This window comes from Rhodococcus sp. P4_F5 (assembly GCF_056401315.1).
The window spans coordinates 43,814-59,447 of the sequence record NZ_JBFUJP010000033.1; the positions used below are offsets into that span (position 1 = coordinate 43,814).

Annotated in this window: 17 protein-coding genes and 1 pseudogene; 11 read left to right on the forward strand and 7 right to left on the reverse strand. The window is 70.7% G+C overall.

Annotated features, from left to right (window positions below):
• Window positions 1-95: 95 nt before the first annotated feature.
• Window positions 96-1,829, forward strand: coding sequence for a DEAD/DEAH box helicase (locus AC1DU4_RS14830; protein ID WP_477841032.1), 1,734 nt, complete (start codon window positions 96-98; stop codon window positions 1,827-1,829).
• A gap of 132 nt (window positions 1,830-1,961) precedes the next feature.
• On the opposite strand, the gene AC1DU4_RS14835 is transcribed toward AC1DU4_RS14830, so the two are convergent.
• Window positions 1,962-2,162: a DUF7455 domain-containing protein gene (locus AC1DU4_RS14835; RefSeq protein ID WP_072843998.1), complete on the reverse strand. Its 201-nt coding sequence runs from the start codon at window positions 2,160-2,162 to the stop codon at window positions 1,962-1,964.
• 200 nt (window positions 2,163-2,362) lie between these two features.
• Between AC1DU4_RS14835 and AC1DU4_RS14840 the strand changes: the two genes are divergently transcribed.
• The 3 genes from AC1DU4_RS14840 to AC1DU4_RS14850 all read left to right on the forward strand — a co-directional run bounded on the left by AC1DU4_RS14840 (window position 2,363) and on the right by AC1DU4_RS14850 (window position 4,552).
• Entirely contained in the window at window positions 2,363-2,719 is a 357-nt protein-coding gene (locus AC1DU4_RS14840) for a DUF952 domain-containing protein (RefSeq protein WP_477841034.1), read from the forward strand.
• Window positions 2,720-2,817: 98 nt separating this feature from the next.
• Window positions 2,818-3,300: a cation:proton antiporter regulatory subunit gene (locus tag AC1DU4_RS14845; protein WP_072843994.1), complete on the forward strand. Its 483-nt coding sequence runs from the start codon at window positions 2,818-2,820 to the stop codon at window positions 3,298-3,300.
• A gap of 40 nt (window positions 3,301-3,340) precedes the next feature.
• Window positions 3,341-4,552, forward strand: coding sequence for a cation:proton antiporter (locus tag AC1DU4_RS14850; RefSeq protein WP_477841045.1), 1,212 nt, complete (start codon window positions 3,341-3,343; stop codon window positions 4,550-4,552).
• Window positions 4,553-4,634: 82 nt separating this feature from the next.
• On the opposite strand, the pseudogene AC1DU4_RS14855 reads toward AC1DU4_RS14850, so the two are convergent.
• Both AC1DU4_RS14855 and ppgK read right to left on the reverse strand, forming a co-directional pair.
• Window positions 4,635-6,038: pseudogene (locus tag AC1DU4_RS14855) on the reverse strand (RNA polymerase sigma factor); the annotation flags it as partial.
• A gap of 195 nt (window positions 6,039-6,233) precedes the next feature.
• Window positions 6,234-7,046, reverse strand: a complete 813-nt coding sequence (gene ppgK / locus AC1DU4_RS14860; RefSeq protein ID WP_477841047.1) for a polyphosphate--glucose phosphotransferase — start codon at window positions 7,044-7,046, stop codon at window positions 6,234-6,236.
• 137 nt (window positions 7,047-7,183) lie between these two features.
• On the opposite strand from ppgK, the gene AC1DU4_RS14865 reads away from it, so the two are divergent.
• On the forward strand, window positions 7,184-8,056 hold the full coding sequence (locus AC1DU4_RS14865) for an inositol monophosphatase family protein (protein WP_477841066.1): 873 nt from the start codon (window positions 7,184-7,186) through the stop codon (window positions 8,054-8,056).
• Window positions 8,057-8,087: 31 nt separating this feature from the next.
• Here the strand turns inward: AC1DU4_RS14865 and cei are convergent, their stop codons facing one another.
• Entirely contained in the window at window positions 8,088-8,777 is a 690-nt protein-coding gene (gene cei, locus AC1DU4_RS14870; RefSeq protein WP_072843990.1) for an envelope integrity protein Cei, read from the reverse strand.
• A 497-nt stretch (window positions 8,778-9,274) separates the two neighbouring features.
• Between cei and AC1DU4_RS14875 the strand changes: the two genes are divergently transcribed.
• Window positions 9,275-9,577 carry a DUF4193 domain-containing protein gene (locus AC1DU4_RS14875; protein WP_072843989.1) on the forward strand — a complete coding sequence of 101 codons (303 nt, stop codon included), beginning with the start codon at window positions 9,275-9,277 and terminating at the stop codon, window positions 9,575-9,577.
• Window positions 9,578-9,727: 150 nt separating this feature from the next.
• On the opposite strand, the gene AC1DU4_RS14880 is transcribed toward AC1DU4_RS14875, so the two are convergent.
• Window positions 9,728-10,237: a DUF3093 domain-containing protein gene (locus tag AC1DU4_RS14880; RefSeq protein ID WP_072843988.1), complete on the reverse strand. Its 510-nt coding sequence runs from the start codon at window positions 10,235-10,237 to the stop codon at window positions 9,728-9,730.
• On the opposite strand from AC1DU4_RS14880, the gene dut reads away from it, so the two are divergent.
• Window positions 10,217-10,753 (forward strand): dUTP diphosphatase, encoded by a 537-nt coding sequence (gene dut, locus AC1DU4_RS14885; protein WP_477841050.1) that lies wholly within the window; start codon window positions 10,217-10,219, stop codon window positions 10,751-10,753. The genes AC1DU4_RS14880 and dut overlap by 21 nt on opposite strands.
• Window positions 10,753-11,601, forward strand: a complete 849-nt coding sequence (locus AC1DU4_RS14890; protein ID WP_477841052.1) for a DUF3710 domain-containing protein — start codon at window positions 10,753-10,755, stop codon at window positions 11,599-11,601. Before dut ends, AC1DU4_RS14890 begins: the two co-directional genes overlap by 1 nt.
• A gap of 31 nt (window positions 11,602-11,632) precedes the next feature.
• On the opposite strand, the gene AC1DU4_RS14895 is transcribed toward AC1DU4_RS14890, so the two are convergent.
• Complete coding sequence (locus AC1DU4_RS14895) at window positions 11,633-12,355, reverse strand: alpha/beta fold hydrolase (protein WP_477841054.1); 723 nt, start codon at window positions 12,353-12,355, stop codon at window positions 11,633-11,635.
• Window positions 12,356-12,492: 137 nt separating this feature from the next.
• On the opposite strand from AC1DU4_RS14895, the gene AC1DU4_RS14900 reads away from it, so the two are divergent.
• The 3 genes from AC1DU4_RS14900 to AC1DU4_RS14910 all read left to right on the forward strand — a co-directional run bounded on the left by AC1DU4_RS14900 (window position 12,493) and on the right by AC1DU4_RS14910 (window position 14,758).
• The gene (locus AC1DU4_RS14900) at window positions 12,493-12,873 is read left to right on the forward strand and encodes an OB-fold nucleic acid binding domain-containing protein (RefSeq protein WP_072843982.1); all 381 of its coding nucleotides are present in this window, start codon (window positions 12,493-12,495) and stop codon (window positions 12,871-12,873) included.
• Window positions 12,874-12,904: 31 nt separating this feature from the next.
• Window positions 12,905-13,624, forward strand: a complete 720-nt coding sequence (locus tag AC1DU4_RS14905; RefSeq protein WP_245709167.1) for a DUF3159 domain-containing protein — start codon at window positions 12,905-12,907, stop codon at window positions 13,622-13,624.
• A 171-nt stretch (window positions 13,625-13,795) separates the two neighbouring features.
• On the forward strand, window positions 13,796-14,758 hold the full coding sequence (locus AC1DU4_RS14910; RefSeq protein ID WP_477841056.1) for a pirin family protein: 963 nt from the start codon (window positions 13,796-13,798) through the stop codon (window positions 14,756-14,758).
• A gap of 142 nt (window positions 14,759-14,900) precedes the next feature.
• Here AC1DU4_RS14910 and AC1DU4_RS14915 read toward each other — a convergent pair whose 3' ends face one another.
• Window positions 14,901-15,569 (reverse strand): potassium channel family protein, encoded by a 669-nt coding sequence (locus AC1DU4_RS14915; RefSeq protein WP_072843977.1) that lies wholly within the window; start codon window positions 15,567-15,569, stop codon window positions 14,901-14,903.
• Between the last annotated feature and the right edge of the window lie 65 nt (window positions 15,570-15,634).

Sequence of the window (15,634 nt, forward strand, 5' to 3'; positions counted from 1 at the left end):
ACCCGCGGGCGGCGTGTCGGGGATGCGGAGAAGGTCGGTCGTCAGGGTTAGGCTCCATCGCGACCGACAGCAGACCAGAAGGAGCGAAAGCGACAGTGCTCACGGGTAACGCCGAATCTCCGCCACCCGCACCCGTCGCCACCCTTCGAGCGTGGCAGCGCCGTGCCCTCACGAAGTACCTGGCGACCAAACCTCGCGACTTCCTCGCCGTAGCCACCCCCGGCGCGGGCAAGACCACCTTCGCGCTCCGCGTGGCGGCCGAACTGCTCGGCGACCGCACAGTGGACGAGGTCACGGTGGTCGCGCCGACCGAGCACCTCAAGCACCAGTGGGCCGAGTCGGCGGCGCGCATGGGCATCGCACTGGACTCGAACTTCTCCAACTCGACCGGGCAGACGTCGTCGGACTACCACGGTGTTGTGGTGACCTATGCGCAGGTGGCCTCGCACCCCACCCGGCACCGGGTCCGCACCGAGAACCGCCGCACCCTGGTGATCCTCGACGAGATCCACCACGGCGGCGACGCCAAGAGCTGGGGTGAGGCGATCCGGGAGGCCTACGACCCGGCGACCCGGCGGCTCGCTCTCACCGGTACCCCGTTCCGCAGCGACGACAGCGCCATCCCGTTCATCCAGTACGAGCCGGACCGGGAGGGGCTGCTGCGGTCCAAGGCGGACCACGCCTACGGATACTCCGACGCGCTCGCCGACGGCGTCGTGCGGCCCGTCGTGTTCCTGGCGTACTCGGGCGAGGCGCGCTGGCGCACCAGCGCGGGCGAGGAGTTCACCGCCCGGCTCGGCGAGCCGCTCAACGCCGAGCAGACCGCACGGGCCTGGCGTACCGCGCTGGACCCGACCGGCGACTGGATCCCGGCGGTGCTGACCGCGGCCAACACCCGGCTCGGACAGCTGCGGGCCGGCGGCATACCGGACGCGGGCGGCCTCGTGATCGCGACCGACCAGACCGTGGCCCGGGCCTACGCGAAGATCCTCGAGACCATCACCGGGACGACGCCGACCCTGGTGCTCTCCGACGACCCGACGGCGTCCAAGCGCATCGCCGAGTTCAGTGCCAGCACCGATGCCTGGATGGTCGCGGTGCGGATGGTGTCCGAGGGCGTCGACGTGCCCCGCCTCGCGGTCGGTGTGTACGCCACCAGCGCCTCGACGCCGCTGTACTTCGCCCAGGCCATCGGCCGATTCGTGCGGATGCGCCGCAAGGGCGAGACGGCGAGCGTCTTCGTCCCCTCGGTGCCGGTCCTGCTCGACCTGGCCAGCCAGCTCGAGGTGCAGCGCGACCACGTGCTCGGCAAGCCGCACCGCGAGAAGGACGGCCTCGAGGACGAGCTGCTCGCCGACGCCAACAAGCAGAAGGACGAGCCGGGCGAGGAGGAGAAGGCGTTCACCTCGCTCGGCGCCGACGCCGAACTGGACCAGGTGATCTACGACGGCTCCTCGTTCGGGACGGCCACCTTCGCGGGCAGCGACGAGGAGGCCGACTACCTCGGCCTGCCCGGCCTGCTCGACGCCGACCAGATGCGGGCGCTGCTGCGCGAACGCCAGGCCAGTCAGCTCGACAAGGTCGCCGCCCGCCAGGCCGCGCCCGCCGTCGCCGCGCCGACCGCGGTCGCGGACCGGGTGGCCTCGGCGGGGAAGCTGGCCGAGCTCCGCAAGGAACTCAACGGGCTGGTCGCCATGCAGCACCACCGCACCGGCAAGCCGCACGGCTGGATCCACGGGGAGCTGCGCCGGGTCTGCGGCGGCCCGCCGACCGCGATCGCGACCGTCGAGCAGCTGACCGAGCGGATCGCCACGCTGCGTAAGTGGTAGCGGCGCCGCGCTGGGTAAGTGGCAGCGGCGGCGGGGAGACACACAGCAGAGAGCCCGCACCGATTCGGTGCGGGCTCTCTGTGTCGTGCTTGTCGTATGGGGCCCTCGTGGGCGCCCGGTGGCGCTGACGGCCTAGATCGCTGCCTCGTCGAGGACGCCGCTGACGATCGTGGCGTTCATCGAGCGAAGTCGATCTTCGTGCTCGTTGGCGTGGTGCTGGCAGAAGAGAAGCTCACCACCAGAGGACAACACCGCGCGGACGCGGGCTCCTGCACCGCACCGGTCGCACCGGTCGGCTGCGGTCAACGGGGGGCTGGTCAGTGTTCCGGGCATGACTCCTCCGTACTGGCTTCCGGTCCTAGCCGGCCGCCTGGGGCCTGGTCCGCCGCGTCGGGTTGGCGCGGTGGATCCACTCTGTCAGACGTTTGGCCTGCCGTCGTTGTTCCCGGCAGCGTTTCTTTGTGGTTTCTCTAACAGGGAACACGCGGCCGCGGTGACGCAGGTCATACCGCGCTCGGCGATAGCCTTCGCGGGTGACGGATCGGACGGACACCCTGGTACACATCTGCACGGTCGAGCAGTGGCGGCAGGCCCAGCTGGCGGGGGAGCGGGTCCCCGAGACCTACGCCGCGGACGGGTTCGTGCACCTGTCCACCACCGCGCAGGTGCACCTGCCCGCGAACCGGTTGTTCGCCGGCCGCACCGACCTGGTCCTGCTCCACCTGGACCCGGACCGGTTCGGCGCCGATGTCCGCTGGGAACCGGGGGTGCCCGGGGACCCGGACGCCATGCTGTTCCCGCACCTGTACGGGCCCCTCCCGGTGGCCGCGGTGACCGAGGTGCGCGAGTACCTGCCCGGCGCCGACGGGGCATTCGGACCGCCGGCGTAGCGCCTGCGCACGACGTCGCCGGGCGTCGCGGGCGGCGCCGGCGGGCGGCCGGGGAGGTTCCCTCCCCTCGGGTGGCGGCACACGGTTACCGTGGTGGCATGAACGTGGAAGTGACCCCTCTTCCCGGTATCGGTATCCGCAAGGACTTCGAGACCACCACCGGGCGGCGCATCGGTGTCGTCAGTCATCGCGACGGCGGGACCGACCTCATCATCTCGAAGCGGGACGACCCCGACGCGTGCATGGCGTCGATCCCGCTGAGCAGTGACGAGGCGGGGGTGCTGGCGAATCTGCTGGGCGCCCCGCAGCTGGTCGCGCAGCTGCGCGAGGAGCACCGGGAGCTGGCCGGCATCAACACCCGGCAGCTGCCGATCGTCGACGACTCCCCGTTCGACGGCCGGACGCTGGGCGAGACGGCACTGCGGACCCGGACCGGGGTGTCCGTGGTCGCGGTGATGCGCGCCGGGCACGCGTACCCGTCGCCGACCCCGGACTTCAACCTCACCGCGGGCGACCTGCTGGTGGCAGTCGGCACCGCCGACGGCCTCGACAGTGCGACGAAGATCCTGCATCACGGATGAGGTCGGTCTTCCGCACCGGTAGTCCCGCGCGGGGTGGACGGTGACCAGCACCGCGCTGGCCCTGATCCAACTCGGCGCGGTGTTCTTCGCCCTGGGTGTGCTCGGCCGGCTGGCCGGCCGGATCGGGCTCTCGCCGATTCCGCTGTACCTGGTCGGCGGGCTCTGCTTCGGGGAGGGCGGCTTCCTCGAACTCGGTGACATCGGCTCGTTCTCCCACCTGGCCAGCGAGATCGGCGTGGTGTTGTTGCTGTTGCTGCTCGGCCTCGAGTACACGGCATCGGAGCTGATGACCGGGCTGCGCAAGTCCTGGATGGGCGGCGTCCTGGACCTGGTGCTGAATGCGACACCCGGAGCGCTGGTCGCGTTGATGCTCGGCTGGGGTCCCGTCGGGGCCATGGTGATGGCGGGCGTCACCTACATCTCGTCGTCGGGGATCGTGGCCAAGGTGCTCGGGGACCTGGGCCGCCTCGGCAACAGGGAGACGCCGGTGGTGCTGTCCATCCTGGTGTTCGAGGACCTGGCGATGGCCGTCTACCTCCCCATCCTCACCGCCCTGCTGGCCGGGGTGAGCCTGCTCGGCGGCCTCAAGGCGGTGGGCATCTCGCTGTGCGTGGTCACCCTGGTGCTCGTCATCGCGCTCAAGTACGGCCACGTCGTGTCCGCGATCGTCGACAGCAAGGACAAGGAGGTCTTCCTCCTCAAGCTGCTCGGCGCGGCGTTGCTGGTCGCGGGCCTCGCGTCGGCGATGCAGGTGTCGGCGGCGGTCGGGGCGTTCCTGCTCGGCATCGCGATCTCGGGGTCGACCGCACGCAACGCCACCAAGGTGCTCGAGCCGCTGCGGGACCTGTTCGCGGCGATGTTCTTCGTCGTGTTCGGCCTGAACACCGATCCCGGCACCATCCCGCCCGTGCTGGGGTGGGCGGTGGTGCTGGCGGTGGTCACCACCCTCACCAAGGTGGTGACGGGGGTGTGGGCCGCGCGGCGGCAGGGGATCGCCAGGATGGGCCAGGCCCGGGCCGGCGCCGCGCTGGTGGCCCGCGGGGAATTCTCGATCGTCATCGCCGGGCTCGCGGTCTCCGCCGGCGCGGTCGAGGGGGAGTTGGCGGCCCTCGCGACCGCCTACGTGCTGCTGATGGCCGTGCTCGGTCCCGTGGCCGCCCGGGTGGTCGAACCGACGGCCCGCGCGGTGCTGCGCCTGGTGCCGGGCTCGACGGGCGGTCCCGGCGTCACGCCGGTGCCCGCCGGCGACTGAGCCCGCACCCGCGTCTGCCGGACACACGAATGCCCCGTCACCTTCGCGGTGACGGGGCATTCGTGTGTCCGGACGGGGCCGACTAGTCCAGGTAGTCCCGGAGCACCTGCGACCGCGACGGGTGGCGCAGCTTCGACATCGTCTTCGACTCGATCTGACGGATCCGCTCACGCGTGACGCCGTAGACCTGACCGATTTCGTCTAAAGTGCGCGGCTGGCCGTCGGTGAGACCGAAGCGCAGGCGCACGACGCCGGCCTCGCGCTCGGAGAGCGTCTCGAGCACCGATGCCAGCTGGTCCTGCAGCAGGGTGAACGAGACCGCGTCCACCGCGACCACGGCCTCGGAGTCCTCGATGAAGTCGCCGAGCTGGCTGTCGCCCTCGTCGCCGATCGTCTGGTCGAGCGAGATGGGCTCACGCGCGTACTGCTGGATCTCCAGCACCTTCTCGGGCGTGATGTCCATTTCCTTGGCGAGCTCCTCGGGCGTGGGCTCGCGGCCCAGGTCCTGGAGCAGCTCACGCTGGATGCGGCCGAGCTTGTTGATGACCTCGACCATGTGCACCGGGATACGGATGGTGCGGGCCTGGTCGGCCATCGCGCGGGTGATCGCCTGGCGAATCCACCACGTGGCGTACGTGGAGAACTTGTAACCCTTGGTGTAGTCGAACTTCTCGACCGCGCGGATCAGGCCGAGGTTGCCTTCCTGGATCAGGTCCAGGAACGCCATGCCGCGACCGGTGTAGCGCTTGGCCAGCGAGACGACGAGGCGAAGGTTCGCCTCGAGCAGGTGGTTCTTGGCGCGGTTGCCGTCGCGGGTGATCCAGTTCAGGTTGCGACGATCGGTGGGGGTCGGCTTCTCGCCGGCCTCCGCCATCTTGCCCATCTTGTGCGTCGCGAACAGACCGGCCTCGATGCGCTTGGCGAGCTCGACCTCCTCCTCGGCGTTGAGGAGGGCGACCTTGCCGATCTGCTTGAGGTACGCGCGGACCGAGTCGGCCGACGCGGTGAGCTCGGCGTCCTTGCGCGCCTGGCGCAGTGCCTCGGACTCTTCCTCGTCCCAGACGAAGTCTCCGGAGGCCTTGTCCTTCTCGGTCGGCTCGGCGGTCTCTTCCTCGTCCTCCTCGACGGCGACGACCTCGACCACCTCGTCGGTGAGGTCGCCCTCGGGGACCTCGAGGTCGGCCATGTCGATGTTGTCCTCGTGGCCCTCGGGGTCACCCTTCGCGGCGGCCTTCTTGGCGGGGGCCTTCTTCGCGGCCGTCTTCTTGGCGGGGGCCTTCTTCGCGGCGGCCTTCTTGGCGGGGGCCTTCTTGGCTGGCGCCTTCTTCGCGGGGGCCTTCTTCGCTGCAGCCTTCTTCGCAGGTGCGGTGCCCGTGGCCGCCTCGGCGGACGCCGATTCGGTGCTCGGTTCGGCGGTCTGACTTGTATCGGTGGCGGCCACGTACGCCCTTTCGTGACGGTGTCGTGCGGCGTCACGCCAGAGTGATTTTCCGGCGGAGAGGTCAGTTGAGTTTCGCCGGCATCGAGCCGGGCCCCACCATTGTAACTATCGATTCGGGCGTTGATGTCCAGATGCTGGTCGACGCGGTGATCGGGGCGTGTGCTCCGGGGTCGAGACGCTGCGCCGCGGGGGTCGAGAGGCCGCGCCGCAGGGTCGGGAGGCCGGCGCGGCGCAGCCCGGTCAGCGGGCCGGGGTGGACTGGGCGGCGAGCGCGGCGCCCACGATGCCGGCGGTGTTGCGCAGCGTGGCGGCCACCACCGGGGTCCGGTTCGTCAGGTGCGGAATCCACTTCTCGCCCTTGCGGCTGATGCCGCCACCTGCGATGAACAGGTCCGGCCACAGCAGGTCCTCGAACCGGGTCAGCACCCGCGTGACCTCCTTCGACCAGTCCTTGTAGGACAGGTCCTGCTGCTCCTTGACCGAGGACGCGGCCCGGTGCTCGGCCTCCTTGCCGTCCACCTCCATGTGTCCGAGCTCGGTGTTCGGCAGCAGGACGCCGTGGTGCAGGATCGCCGAGCCGATGCCGGTGCCGAAGGTCAGCAGCACGACGACGCCGTCGACGTCCTTGCCGGCGCCGTAGCGGTCCTCCGCGATGCCCGCCGCGTCGGCGTCGTTGAGGACAGTCACGGGGCGACCGCCGAGTGCCGCTGAGAACAGGGCCCGTGCGTCGGTGCCGATCCAGGACTTGTCGATGTTCGCCGCGGTCCGTGCGACGCCGTCGGTGACCACCGAGGGCAGCGTGAGCCCGACCTCACCGTCCCAGCCGGCCTGCGTGACGATCTCGCGGACGGTGGCGGCGATGGCGTCGGGGGTGGCGGGTTGCGGCGTCTCGATCTTGATCCGGTCACCGATCAACTCGCCGGTCTCGAGGTCGACCAGACCCCCCTTGACGCCGCTGCCGCCGACGTCGACGCCGAACCCGCGTCGCCCCGAGACGTCGCCCGCCGAGGCCGCCGCGACGGCGGGGGACAGGTCGTTCACCGATTCAGCCATGGGGGCCACCATAGTGGCCGCACCCTGCGGCCGGCACGGCCAGGGAAGAACTCGCGCGGCCGGATCGAGGTGAGGCACCATGGGGCGTGCCACTTTTCGAGAACCATCCCGCTGTCCGAGCTCTCCCGGCGCCCGACCTGTCGGCCGGTTCCGACGACCCGGAGGTGTTGCGCGGCGTGGCGGTCCGGATCGCCGTCGAGGCCGCCCAGCACGTGCGGGTCCGCCGTCCCGAGGTATTCGGCGCGGTCGGCGGAGGCGCCGCCGAGACCGACGAGGCGGTGGCGACGAAGTCCACACCGACCGACCCGGTCACCGTCGTCGACACCGAGACGGAGGAGCTCATCCGCGCTCTGCTGGCCCGATGGCGCCCGGCGGACGCGATCCTCGGCGAGGAGGGCGGGGGAGCCGCGGGCCGGGTCGACGGGGTGCAGTGGATCGTCGACCCCATCGACGGCACCGTGAACTTCCTCTACGGGATCCCGGCTTTCGCGGTGTCGGTCGCGGCGCAGGTCGACGGCGTCTCGGTGGCCGGCGCCGTGGTCGACGTCGCGGCGGGCGCGGTCTACTCCGCCGCCCGGGGTGGCGGTGCCAGCCTGCACGAGGCGTCCGGCGAGGCGCACGCGCTGCGCTGCAACCCGGTCACCGACGTGTCAATGGCGTTGCTGGCCACCGGGTTCGGGTACGCGCGGAGCCGTCGCGTCCGGCAGGGCGAGTTGATCGCGTCGGTGCTGCCGCGGGTGCGTGACATCCGCCGGATCGGGTCCGCGGCGCTGGACCTGTGCATGGTCGCGACCGGCCGGGTGGACGCGCACTTCGAGCACGGCCTGAGCCCCTGGGACTGGGCGGCGGGCGCGCTGATCGCGTCGGAGGCGGGAGCGGAGGTGCGACTGCCCGCGCCGGACTCGACCAGCGACGACGGGCTGGTGACGGTCGCCGCCGCGCCCGGCATCGCGGCCGAGTTGAACGCGATGTTCGACGAGCTGGGGGTGTTCGCGCCGATCCCGGCGTGAGGTTCGCCGGGCCGACGCGGCCCGGGGCGGCTCAGCAGCGCGTGGTGCGGGCGGCCTTGAGCAGGTCGATGTCCACCGGCGCCGTGGCGCTTCCGCCGGGCGCGGGGTTCTTCAGCGAGGCGAGCACCTCCTCGGCGTCGGTGTTCGGCTGCAGTTCCCGGAAGTAGGTTCCCAGTGCCAGGTCCACGCTGTCGTCCGCGCGCTCGTCCTGGATGAGCTCGGCACAGGGCTCGATCAGCCACAGCGTGCTGGCCGCCGCCATTCCGTTCGGGCCGAACCGGATCTGGCCCTGGCACTGCATGTTCTGGTCGACGTAGACGGGGTCGTTGCCGACCTGCACGTCGGGGGCGCTGGCGAATCCGTAGTCGCTCAGCTGCGAGGCGACGTGGGCGGCCTGACCGCGCTCGCCGTTCGCGTTGAACACCCGGACCCGGGTCGCCGACAGCGCGGCCGGTTCGACGTCGAGCATGGTGTCGGGATTGACCTTCGCGCCGAGTGGCTGCGGGGCGGGCGCGTCCGGGTCCAGCGTCGCGGGTGTCTGCGGCAGGTTGCAGGTGACCGTGGCGGAGAGCACCTCGTCCTTGGTGAGGATCCGGAACCACAGGACGGAGCCGAGCACCGCGAGAACGCCGAGCAGGGCGACGACGGGCAGGGCGCGACGGCGTCGGAACGGCCGGCCGTTCTCGTCGCTGCTGTGCCCATCGGCGATCAGTGAAACCACGATTCGTCCTGACCTCTCGGTGTTCGGGTGCCGGTTACCGCGGGCGGCGACCGACTCGCTGGGTGCAACTCGCTGGATGGTGCTCGGGAACGAGTCCCAGCGCAAAGCTCGACCCACTGTAGAGAAGGACAGCTTAGAGAGCCGTGAGCCTGGCGTCCGGCGCGGGTCGGCGCGTCGCGGCGGCCGGCGGTGAGGGCCGTCACGATGCCCGGAATGTCTCGCTTCCCGTCGGCGTTTATCTCGATTGTCGGACGGTTTTCGGGCCTCGACGAATAGGACTGCGACATTTGCGCCGAGTTCGGCTATTGTCTGGCGGCCCCATGCTGACAGAACGTGGGTGTCGATAGTTGGGAGTCGACTGTGAATGTGGCACAAGTCATATTTGCTGACGTTAACTTCTGGGCACCATTTCGAGAACCAACGCGTTATGCAGCCACGTGTCCCACGGGACGCGGTGAACGGGATCGAATCATCAGAGAGGACGAGGGGAAGACGAGATGGCAACCGACTACGACGCACCGAGGCGTTCGGAATCCGACGAGGTATCGGAGGATTCACTCGAGGAGTTGAAGGCTCGGCGCAACGAGGCACAGTCCGCGGTGGTCGACGTCGACGAGTCGGATACGGCGGAGTCCTTCGAGCTGCCCGGCGCGGATCTGTCCGGCGAAGAACTGTCCGTCCGGGTCGTACCGAAGCAGGCCGACGAGTTCACCTGCTCGAGCTGCTTCCTGGTGCACCACCGGAGCAGGCTCGCCAGCGACGCCGACGGCGTGCTGATCTGCATGGACTGCGCCGCCTGACGACGATGCAGACGTGCCGCGGCGCGAGTGGCGCCGTGTGCAGTGGCCGGACCGTGACCGGTCCGGCCGTGGCGTAGCGCGGCCGCATCCAGCCCAGATGCGACGCGCGTGCCCCGAACCACGAGAGCGGTGGGCCGCCGCGGGGCGCGGTCAGCGGCCGCCGAGTTCCGCCGCGAGCTTCTCCGGGTGACGCGTGCTGACCAGCCAGTACGGCGTCGGATCCTCCGGGTCGTCGAGCACGATCAGCACCATCGGCTTGACCCAGGTGCGGTGCTGGACGAAGGCGGTCGGGTCGAGCTGACGCCCCAGGGCCGCGGACTTCGCGGTGCCGGGAACCACCGCGACCCGGGAGATGACGTCGAGCGGCAGCCTGGCGCGGCCGACGCGGAGTTCACCCGGGCTGCCGGGCGCCCCGTCGACGACCTCGACGCGGAGGCGGCTGAGCCACAACAGTCCCCACACCGGGAAGGGGAACAGCAGCACGTAGGGCAGCCAGGCGAACAGTCCGGGCGCGCCCATGTGGATCTCGGCGGCCAGGAGGCCGGCCACCCCGAGGCCGGCGAGCCACCACCAGATCGGAACCCACAGGCGTTCGGAGTACCGCGGCGCGGTGGCCGGGTCGTGGGAGGCGGCAGGGGCATGTTGCGGGTTCTCGGGCACGCATCCAGAGTAGTCTCGGTGCACGTGAACGATCTTCCTGCCATCGCCCTGCTGCGCCTCGATCCCCAGATGCCGGTCCCGACACGGGCGCACGAGGGGGACGCCGGCGTCGACCTGTGTTCGACCGTCGATGTGACCATCGAGCCAGGCGAACGCGTGCTGGTCGGCACCGGCATCGCCATTGCGCTGCCGGTCGGCACGGTCGGGCTGATCCATCCCCGTTCCGGCCTGGCCGCAAAGTCCGGATTGTCGGTGGTCAACACGCCCGGCACGGTCGACGCCGGCTACCGCGGGGAGATCAAGGTCTGCCTGATCAACCACGACACTCGCACCGCGGTCGAGATCCGGCGCGGCGACCGCATCGCTCAGCTGCTGGTCCAGCGCGTCGAGCTGGTCACCTTCGTCGAGGTCGACTCGCTCGACGAGACCAGTCGGGGTGAGGCAGGTCACGGCTCCACCGGCGGTCATGCGATCCTGCATGCGGTGTCGGCACTGCCCCAGGAAGAGGCGCATTGATGTTCGGACGTAAGAAGAAGGACGCTGCGCAGGACGCGGCAGCGGACCGTTTCGCGGACCTGCGCGACGATGCCGCGGCGGAGGTCGACGTGGACGCGCCGACGGGTGTCGAGGACCGCGGTCCCTACGACCTGGCGGACCTCGACGGTGCGGAGCCGACCGAGGGCGAGAACGGCCCTCGGCTCGACCTCGGGTCGGTGCTGGTGCCGATGCCCGAGGGCGGCCAGATCCAGGTGGAGATGGCGCCGGACGGCACGCCCCAGGCCGTCCACCTGGTGAGCGTGCTGGGTCGGATCACGGTGGCGGCGTACGCCGCGCCGAAGTCCGCCGGTCAGTGGCGCGAGGTCGCCGCGGACCTGGCCGACTCGCTGCGCAACGACAACGCCGCGGTCAGCGTGGAGTCCGGTCCCTGGGGACGTGAGCTGCACGCCGTCACCCCCGGTGCGGACCTGCGCTTCATCGGCGTGGACGGGTACCGGTGGATGATCCGGTGCGTCGTGGCCGGTCCGGCCGGGTCCGTGGGCCTGGACTCGCCGCTCGCCGCGTCGGCGCGGGAGGTGCTGCGCGACACCGTCGTCCAGCGCGGCGACGAGCCGCACCCGGTGCGCACCCCGTTGCCCGTGGTGCTGCCGCAGATGCTCGCGGAGCAGTTGATCGCGGCGCAGCAGCAGCAGTTGCAGGCCCAGCAGGAGCAGGAGCTCGCGCAGCAGCAACAACAGCAGGTCCAGCAGCAACAGCAGCCGCCGATGCCCGAGCAGGCCGCCGTGCTGCCCGAGGAACCGGCCGTCCAGCCGCCCGAACAGCGTCCGGGCGGCGGGGGATCGGCCATGCAGCAGCTCGGCCACTAGGCGCCGAGTCAGCAGGTAGGGGGCGGGGGCCTCAGCCCACGGGCCGCCGGGACAKGGCGTCGCTCAGGGCGGTCAGGCAGGCCCGTCCCAGCACCCCGGCATCGGCGCCGATCGCGTCCAGGGTGGTCGTCGCGACGGCGGCGACGGGCAGCGCCGCCGCCCACTCCGCGGCCACCTCGTGCGGGTGAACCGGGTCGTCGGTCGCCGCACAGATGCCGACGGGAACCGTCATCCGTGCCATCTCCGCCTCGGTCAGCCCCCGGTAGCCGGACGCCTCGTCCAGCGCCGACGGCAGGTGCGGCCACTGCGAGCGCCAGGACCGCTCGAGTTCACCGCCCAGCCAGGCCGGGCTGGTCTCGATCATCGCCGAGGTGACGGCGTCGAGGCCTTCGGCCCGGAGTCGGCCGGCCGTGTAGGCGGCGCTCATGGCCGCGGGTGCGCCTTCCGGGGACCCGGTCCAGGCCGGCAGCGCCGCCAGCACGCCCGCCGCGCGGGACGGGTGTTCGGCGGCCCAGGCGAGGGCCACGGCGGCGCCGATGGAGACGCCGCCGGCGAGGATCGAGCCGTGCTCCGCGGCCGCCTCGTCGAGGGCGTCGAGGTAGCTGCCGACCACCCGCCGCGGATTCGGTTCGACCGCGATCACTCGCACTCCCACCTGCGACAACGCGTCGGTGAACGCTCTCGTGGCGAAGGCGGCGTCGGATCCGGTCCCGGGCAGGACCACCGCGACGGGCGGCAACTTCTGATGTGGCATACGTCGATACTGCCTCGTGCGTGAGGCGGGTCACTCGGGCGGTGTGGGTTGACATCTGCGATCGGGGCTACAGTTGCGGATACACAGCCCTTTCACGCGGAGCGACCGTCGCCCCGCACATGCTCCAGGAGCGCGTTATGGCACTCGCGGCCACCGGCTACTTCCGTCGGCTCACCCATCGACTCACCGAGGACATCGATCAGCTCGATGCCGAGGAGATGATGGCCGAGTCGGCACATGCGTCGGGCGCTCAGCGCGCCCGTGACTGTGCTTGTGGTGAAGAGGTCACCATGTACGGGCGGCTGCGCGCGGTCGCGGCCTGTCCCAAGGCGTCGGCTGCCAGCGTGGAGGCCGAGTTCTTCGACGGCACCGACGCTGTGACCCTGGTGTGGTTCGGCCGCCGCCGCATCGCGGGCATCGAATCGGGGAAGAAGATCCTGGTCCGAGGGCGCCTCGGCGACCGCAACGGGCTGAAGGTCATCTACAACCCCTACTACGAGCTGCAAGGCGACTCGTAACCCAGTCGCCCGTCTGTGGCACCCTCGTGTGGTGGCAGACGCGCAGCGGGATCAGCAGACCATCCTCGAGCAACTCGGCGGGATCAGCGGGTTGGTCTACTCGACCCTGCCCATCCTGCTGTTCGTGCCGGTCAACAGCATCTGGGGGCTGACCGCCGCGATCTGGGCCGCGCTCGGCGCGGCGGCTGTGGTCCTCGTGTGGCGCCTGGCGGTCAAGGGGACCGTCCAGCCGGCGATCTCCGGCTTCATCGGTGTCGGTGTGTGCGCGTTCATCGCGCACCGGACCGGTGACGCCAAGGGCTACTTCCTGTTCGGGATCTACACCAGCCTGCTGTACGCCGGGGTGTTCCTGGTGTCGATCCTCGCGCGCTGGCCCCTGGTCGGCGTGCTGTGGGGCTTCCTCAACGGCCACGGCAACAGCTGGCGACGCGCCCGACCGGCGGTGCGGGCCTACGACATCGCGACCGCGGCGTGGGCGCTGGTCTTCGGCGCCCGGTACCTGGTCCAGTCGCAGCTCTACGACACCGACCACACCGGCTGGCTGGCCTTCTCCCGGATCGCGATGGGCTGGCCGTTGACGGCCCTGGTCATGGTCGTCACGGTGTGGGCGGTCCGGCGGGCCGACCGGGTGGTGGACGCGGCCGGCCTCGATGCCGACGACGCGGCGAGTGCCGACACGGCAGTTGCGGAGGCCGAAAGTGATGTCTCCGACGTCGACGGGACCGAGACCGGGAATTCCCGCGACCGGTAGACGGACATCACAATTGCGTGTCGTCGTGAATTGAAAATCGGAGGTCCCGGTATATCGCCGGCAATTTCTGCTACACGTGCCAATCGGTCCGCCGATTAATGAAACAAACGTCCATTTCCATTCGCCCGGTGCGCCCCTCGCAGTCCTTGACGACGCCCGTACCGTCGAGGCATGAGCAACCTGGAGACCGCGCCCCGCGAGACCGTCTGCGGCGGGCTCGGTGACACGGCAGCCACCCCGGTTCTGGAGACGTACGCGGGCCGCGAGGTGATGTTGGGCAACACGCCGGTCCGCCGGATACTGCCGAACCTGGGCCGGCGCCTGGTCGGCGCGTGGTGCTTCGTCGACCACTACGGTCCCGACGACATCGAGTCCGAGCCCGGCATGGCGGTGCCGCCGCACCCGCACACCGGCCTGCAGACCGTCAGTTGGCTGCTGGAGGGGGAGATCCGGCACCGCGACAGCATCGGCAGCGACCAGCAGTTCCGTCCCGGCGAGCTGGGGTTGATGACGTCGGGTCGGGCCATCTCCCACGCCGAGCACAGCCCCGCCGGGCACAGCCCCCTCCTGCACGGCGTCCAGCTGTGGGTGGCACTGCCGGACCGGGACCGCTTCACCGCGCCGTCCTGGGAGCACCACGCCGAGCTGCCGGCGTTCTCCGGGCGGGGCCACCACACCACGGTCATCCTGGGCGAGGTGGACGGGGCCCGCTCGCCGGGTACCACCTTCAGCCCGCTGGTCGGCGCCGACCTCGCCGTCGGCAGCGGGGTGACCGCCCGGTTGCCCCTCGAGCGTGACTTCGAGCATGCGGTGCTCGTGATGTCGGGCGTCGTCGTCGTCGACGGGGTCCAGGTCGGGCCGGGGTCGATGCTCTACCTCGGCTGCGGACGCACCGAGCTCGCCGTGCACGGTGAGGTGGACTCGCGGGTCATGCTGCTCGGCGGCGAACCGTTCGAGGAGCAGATCGTGATGTGGTGGAACTTCGTGGCCCGCAGCCACGAGGAGATCGTCGCCGCCCGCACCGAGTACTCGAACGGCACCGGCTTCGGGGTGGTCAACGCCTACGACGGACCGCAGCTGCCCGCGCCGGCACTGCCGCCGGGAGCGTTGAAGCCCGGCGGCCGCACCCGCTGACCGCCGCAGGCTCCGCTCCAGCGCACCTGAGTCGCTCCGCAGGCTCCGCTCCTGCGCGCTCCCCAATGTCACATTCGGTATCCCGGGGACACCGAATGTGACATTGGGGACTGGTCGGCGGGGACTGCACCGAACGGGGCCGTCAGCTCAGGCGCCGGACACCGACCGCCTCACGCAGTTCGTCCTCCACCTCGTGGGACGCCACGAACAGCAGCTCGTCTCCGCCCTCGATCGGGTCGTCGGGCTGCGGCACGATCACCCGGCCGCCGCGCAGGATGGTCACCAGGGCGGCGTCGCGGGGCAGCTGGATCTTTCGCACCGGCTTGCCGGCCAGCGGGGTGTCGTCGGACAGGGTGATCTCCACCAGGTTCGCCTGGCCCTGCCGGAAGGTCATCAGGCGGACGAGGTCACCCACGGAGACGGCCTCCTCGACCAGCGAGGCCAGCATCCGCGGCGTCGACACCGCGACGTCGACGCCCCAGGACTCGTCGAAGAGCCACTCGTTGCGTGGGTCGTTGACCCGCGCCACGACGCGCCGGACCGCGAACTCGGTCTTGGCGAGCAGGCTGACCACGATGTTCGCCTTGTCGTCGCCGGTCGCCGCGATCATCACGTCGTAGGACTCGAGCTTCGCGGCCTCGAGCAGCGCGAGCTCGCAGGCGTCGGCGTGCACCCACAGCGCCTCCGGCAGGACATCGGGCTCGACGTGCTCGAGCTTGCGTTCGAGCAACATGACGTGGTGCTCGCTGCGGATCAGCTCGCGGGCGATCGACCGCCCGACGGCACCGGCTCCAGCGATTGCGACCCTCATCGGGTCCCTCCGATCAGGTTGGTGGACGGACAGGTCACGGCCGGCGCCGCGGCTGATGCCGCTGC

Coding starts and splice junctions, on each gene's coding strand:
- AC1DU4_RS14835 (WP_072843998.1), bottom strand. CDS start 2,162: ATGCCCGGAACACTGACCAGCCCCCCGTTGACCGCAGCCGACCGGTGC.
- AC1DU4_RS14845 (WP_072843994.1), top strand. CDS start 2,818: ATGAACGTGGAAGTGACCCCTCTTCCCGGTATCGGTATCCGCAAGGAC.
- ppgK (WP_477841047.1), bottom strand. CDS start 7,046: ATGGCTGAATCGGTGAACGACCTGTCCCCCGCCGTCGCGGCGGCCTCG.
- AC1DU4_RS14875 (WP_072843989.1), top strand. CDS start 9,275: ATGGCAACCGACTACGACGCACCGAGGCGTTCGGAATCCGACGAGGTA.
- dut (WP_477841050.1), top strand. CDS start 10,217: ATGTTGCGGGTTCTCGGGCACGCATCCAGAGTAGTCTCGGTGCACGTG.
- AC1DU4_RS14890 (WP_477841052.1), top strand. CDS start 10,753: ATGTTCGGACGTAAGAAGAAGGACGCTGCGCAGGACGCGGCAGCGGAC.
- AC1DU4_RS14900 (WP_072843982.1), top strand. CDS start 12,493: ATGGCACTCGCGGCCACCGGCTACTTCCGTCGGCTCACCCATCGACTC.
- AC1DU4_RS14910 (WP_477841056.1), top strand. CDS start 13,796: ATGAGCAACCTGGAGACCGCGCCCCGCGAGACCGTCTGCGGCGGGCTC.
- AC1DU4_RS14915 (WP_072843977.1), bottom strand. CDS start 15,569: ATGAGGGTCGCAATCGCTGGAGCCGGTGCCGTCGGGCGGTCGATCGCC.